This is a genomic window from Streptomyces sp. NPDC002867, assembly GCF_053591895.1.
Window position 1 is genome coordinate 1 of the sequence record NZ_JBSFUR010000098.1, and the last position, 4,601, is coordinate 4,601.

The 4,601-nt window shown below is 67.7% G+C and carries 4 protein-coding genes and 2 pseudogenes; 3 read left to right on the top strand and 3 right to left on the bottom strand.

The genetic code is table 11. The features are described 5' to 3' along the window. Both ACWD0A_RS34515 and ACWD0A_RS34520 read right to left on the bottom strand, forming a co-directional pair. On the bottom strand, positions 1-1,296 hold a 1,296-nt coding region (locus ACWD0A_RS34515), incomplete at its 3' end, for a tyrosine-type recombinase/integrase (protein ID WP_451304645.1). Further along, complete coding sequence (locus ACWD0A_RS34520; protein ID WP_451304647.1) at positions 1,296-2,318, bottom strand: tyrosine-type recombinase/integrase; 1,023 nt, start codon at positions 2,316-2,318, stop codon at positions 1,296-1,298. The genes ACWD0A_RS34515 and ACWD0A_RS34520, both read right to left, overlap by 1 nt. A 91-nt stretch (positions 2,319-2,409) precedes the next feature. Here ACWD0A_RS34520 and ACWD0A_RS34525 point away from each other — a divergent pair, with 91 nt between their 5' ends. Both ACWD0A_RS34525 and ACWD0A_RS34530 read left to right on the top strand, forming a co-directional pair. Next, positions 2,410-2,793: a hypothetical protein gene (locus ACWD0A_RS34525; protein ID WP_451304649.1), complete on the top strand. Its 384-nt coding sequence runs from the start codon at positions 2,410-2,412 to the stop codon at positions 2,791-2,793. A 365-nt stretch (positions 2,794-3,158) separates the two neighbouring features. After that, positions 3,159-3,512: a hypothetical protein gene (locus ACWD0A_RS34530; RefSeq protein WP_451304651.1), complete on the top strand. Its 354-nt coding sequence runs from the start codon at positions 3,159-3,161 to the stop codon at positions 3,510-3,512. Positions 3,513-3,530: 18 nt separating this feature from the next. Here the strand turns inward: ACWD0A_RS34530 and istB are convergent. Next, a pseudogene (gene istB, locus ACWD0A_RS34535) lies at positions 3,531-4,145 on the bottom strand (IS21-like element helper ATPase IstB); the annotation flags it as partial. Between the two features lie 202 nt (positions 4,146-4,347). Here istB and ACWD0A_RS34540 point away from each other — a divergent pair. Continuing rightward, positions 4,348-4,601 (top strand): annotated as a pseudogene (locus ACWD0A_RS34540) (hypothetical protein); the annotation flags it as partial.

Consider the following 4,601-nt stretch of genomic DNA (forward strand, 5'->3'; position numbering starts at 1 on the left):
GCGGCCGTGGTCGGTGAACAGCAGGTTCGAGCGCAGGCCCTCGGGCCGGTGCAGCAGCCAGTCGTCCAGCAGTGTCTTCAGCTGTGGGTGCAGGGGAACGTAGCGGTCGGTGTGCATCTTGCCGACCGGGACGCGGAGCCAGTAGGCGGAGCCGATCTGCACGACAGCGTCGATGGTGAGGCCGAGCATCTCGCTGCGGCGCATCCCGGTGCGAGCGAGGATCTCGATGGCCAGCCGGGTGAACGGATCGGGGTCCTGGCGGGCGGCGGCCAGCAGTTTGGCGGCCGCGGCGTCGTCGAGGAATCGGGGCAGCGGCTCGTCCGCGATCGGAAAGTCGCTGTCGAACACCAGCTGGCGGGGCGGCCGGTCGGCGGCGTCCCACTCGTCCAGGCGGCGGAAGAAGCCGCGGAGTTTGCTGAGTCGATCGCGGACGGTGTGTCGGTGCAGTGAGCCGCCGCGGACGGCCGGCCGCTCCAACAGCCACTGGCGGTAGCGTTCGACATGCCGCCGCTTGAGTGCGGCGACGCAGGTGACGTTCGCGTCTTCGGCGGCGACCAAGAGGGCGAACTCCCGCAGCGTCAGTTCGGCGTTCTTCACGGTGCCCGGCCGAAGTGTTCCGGCGATCTGCTGCAGGTAGTGGTGCATGGTGTCCGCCATCGCGGCCGGGACACGGGCCCACTCCTGGGCCCGGATGTCGGCGTGGTCCGGGGAGCGTCGGCGTGGGAGCTGATCGGTCAACTCGCAGTGGAACAAGGTCGCTTCGAGGTTGAACAGGGCGGTCGACAGGGCCTTGACGCCGCGGTTGGGGATGCGACGGGCGGCCTCGAGCAGTAGGCGGCGTCCCTCGTCCCAGTCGCTCTGCTGCAGCTCGTGCGGCTGCCTGCCGAACAGCGCGATGAAGTGGGCCAGCAGGTTGAACTGGGTCATGGCCACGGTGTCACGAAAGCCGAGCGCGCGGGCGGTCTCCATGAACCGCAGGTGCAGTTCCGGCTCCGTGCGGGCCAGCACGATGCCCAGTCGCGGGCGCCGGGCGACCAGATAGTCCGCCCCCGGCTGCATCCGTCCCGTCACCGAGAGCCAGCTGATGAACCGGTGGGTCTCATGGTTGAAGGCGAGCTGGCACTCCAGCGGCAGGCGACAGAAGCCCGTCAGGTCGGGCACTGCGGCGAGCAGAGCACGAGCGCCCCAGCGGACCTTGTGATCGGTGTTCATGCCCTGCCCTGCCCGGTGAGCGAGGTAGAACTCGACCAGGTCCGGGCGCACGACCGGCAGAGCTGCGGCTCGGGCCCGGCGCATCAGGACTCCCCCCGGACGGCGTCGATCGCGGCACTCGCCTGCAGGTACTGCTCGACCAGCCAGCTGTTCGCAAGGTGGATGTAAATGCGGGTCGATTCGATGGAGCGGTGTCCGGCCTGTGCCTGTACCGCTTCCAGGGCCATGCCCGCCTCCCGCAGCCGGGTCAGGCAGGTATGCCGTAGCTGGTGGCACGTCAACTTCGGCAGTCCGGTCCGCTTCCGGACGCCGTCGAGGATCTCATCCAGGCCGTCAGCGGAGAGCGGCCGACCGCGGGTCGGCCCGCGCAGCACCACGAACAGCCGATCATGCTCGACCGGCGGACGCTCACCGTCCAGGTAGTCCCCGACCGCGCTGAAGAATTGCGCGGAGACGGGTATCAGGCGCTGGTGCCCGCCCTTGCCCTCGCTGATGAAGACCCGACGCTCGCCAGGGGACAGGTCGGCCAGGCGCAGGCCCAGGACTTCGCAGCGGCGCAGGCCGCCCAGCAGCATTGCCAGGACCATGGCCCGGTCACGGGCGGTGTTCAGCGCACCGAGGACCGCCTCGACCTCGCCCGGTCCAAGGACGCGCGGAAGGGTGCGGGGCGTGCGCAACAGTGGTGCCCCACGATTGCCGCTGCGGCGGCGGTTGGCCAGCCCCGTCGGCACCGGGTTGCGCTCGATTTCGAGGTCGTCGCGGGTCATCAGGTAGCCGAACAGCCCGGAGATGCTGGCGAGCCGGCGCTTGATGGTTCTGGCCGAGAGCCCCGCCTCACCGTCTTCGAGCCGGACGACCTTCGGGCCTCGCCGCGGCTTCTTCTGAGCGGTGATAAACGCGAAGACGTCCGCAGGGACGATGTCGGCCGGCTCCTTGGGCACCACCGAGAAGAAAACCTTTAGGTCGTAGGCGGTGGCCAGCAACGTGTTCGGCCGACAGCGTGCCGCCACGAACTCCAAGTAGTCGTCGACCAGGGCATGCCCGAGCGATGCCGCAGGGTTCCCTGCGGCGTCGACGCGTCGTGTCAACTGCGGCTGCCAGGCCATCCGAGCTCCTCGACGGGAGCGACCATCCTGACCGGGAACACGAGATCGCGGAAGAGTTGTCACCCACATAACCGCCCAGCACGTTGAGAGCGTGGACGTGGCCCTCGAAGAACGCTTCCTGCCCGGCCGAGGCGAAGATGCGGTGCACGGCCTTGCCCGAATACGACAGCCGGAACGCGAACAGATAGCAGGTCACCAGCTCGCCAGCCAGCCTCACTGTGACGTCGTCGAAGTCGACCTCTGCCTCCGCCCCGGGCCTGTGGGTCTGCGGGACAAACGCATCCACCACCCCCTTGCCGGCCTGGAGACGGATCTCCTCACGGCGGGCGGCGACGTAGGCGCGGACCATCTGGTAGGAGACGTCGACGGCTTCATGTTCGTCCAGCAGCCGGTCGTAGATCCGCTGACCGTGTGGCGCTGCTTCCGTGGCGCGGTCAGGTCCGCCTTCAGGATGGCGTCAATCACCGGCTTGTAGGGGTCCAGGCGCGTTGCCCGTGGCCTCATCTTCTTGCGTGGCTCCGGCAGGGCCGAGGCCAGAGCCCTCTGCACGGTGTTGAACCCGACGCCGTACTTCCGCATGAGCGCACGCGTCGACATGCCGGTCCTGGCATCACGGCGGATCGCCGCGTACAGATCGACCTTGGAGTTCGGCAGCAGCCGGGCCCCCTCGTCGTGCAGAGCACAACCATGGTCCCGAGGCAAGCACCTGGGCGTTCTCGAAACTCAGCGACATCACTCTCCCGTGGAACCAGGCGTTCGCACCGCTGAGCAACAGACGTTCTCGAAACTCACCTACAAAGCCATGCGGGGGTCTCTCCGGGGACTGTCATGATCTCGGCTATGGACGAGATCACCAAGGTTCTGAAGCGGGAGTTCGACGCAGAGGAGGGCAGCTTCCTGCTGCGGCTGCGCGGGGATCTGGAGTGGGACCGGGCTGCCTTCACCCGCTTGGAACAGGCGATGCGAGCCGCATGCGAGCGATCCCAGTCCGACGAGAAGCTCGATCGATGGGTCGCCGAAGGGTTCTATGAAGTCGCGACCTGGGTTCCGTCGTGGACGTCACACCCGAACTTCCCCAAGCCGGCGCCCGATGCCCATTTCGAGGACTGCATCGAGCAAATCGGGGATCTTGCCAACTGGTACTTCCGGGGCTGGCACGACTACTCCGAGGGACATGTCTGGACTGACCTGTAAAAACTCCGGGAAGCTTGGTCAGGCCGCGTCGTCCCGTTCACGTTCGATGGCAGCGAGCCGATTCTTGAGCCGGTAGCTGGGGCCGTTGATGGAGATGACGTCGCAGTGATGGAGGAGGCGGTCGAGGATGGCGGTGGCGAGGACTTCATCGCCGAACACCTGCCCCCATTCGCTGAAGGTCTTGTTCGAGGTCAGGATCGAGCCCTTTTTGTAGCGCTTTGAGATCACCTGGAAGACCAGGTTGGCCTCCGCGCGTTCGAGGGGCTGGTAGCCGACCTCGTCGACCACGAGAACCGCGGGCCGCAGGTAGCTGCCGAGTTTGCTGGTCAGCCTTCCTGCGGCCTCGGCGGTCTTGAGGTTGCGGACCATGTCGTCAAGGCTGGTGAAGTAGATCGAGTAGCCGGCCCGGCAGGCCGCGACCGCGAGAGCGACGGCAATATGCGTCTTGCCCACCCCCGGCGGCCCGAGCAGGGCGGCGTTGGCCTTGGCCTCGACGAACGACAACGTGGCGAGGTCCTTGACCTTGCGCGGGTCGAGCTCGGGCTGGAACGAGAAGTCGTAGTCGTCCAACGTCTTGTGGTGAGGCAGCTTCGAGATCCGCAGGCCGGTGCGGAAGCGGCGGTCGTCGCGGACGGTGCCGCCGCAGCTGACGAACGATCGTGGTCAGTCCGGAAGACATGGCAGGGCCCCGTCGGATCGGTTGCCTGCTGGACGTTCCCGCGGCTCTCGCCGGACGTCGCAGCAGCTGCCCGCCGAAGTTCCGGGCAGGATGAACGGCGGGCTCCGACCGGAGCCGGCCGGCGACCGGCGGAGACGAGGACGGAGGGGGAGACGCATGGGCAGCGCCAAACACGTTCCCCAGACGCGCGACATGGCAGGGGACGAGCTCTCCGGCGACGAGGCGTGGGCGGCGCTGCGCACGTACGGTCGGCGACAGCTGTTCGTCGACGCGTTCCTCCGCTTCCGTTACGCGGACGGCTTCAGCCACTCCCGTGCCCTGGCGTTCCAGGTGGCACTCTCGGTGGTGCCGTTCACCATCGCCCTGGTGGGCCTGGCGACGACGCTGCACACCGAGAGCGTCGGCCGCGC

Bases quoted from the DNA above. Each gene is read 5' to 3' on its own strand.
- ACWD0A_RS34520 (WP_451304647.1), bottom strand. From the start codon at position 2,318: ATGGCCTGGCAGCCGCAGTTGACACGACGCGTCGACGCCGCAGGGAAC.
- ACWD0A_RS34530 (WP_451304651.1), top strand. From the start codon at position 3,159: ATGGACGAGATCACCAAGGTTCTGAAGCGGGAGTTCGACGCAGAGGAG.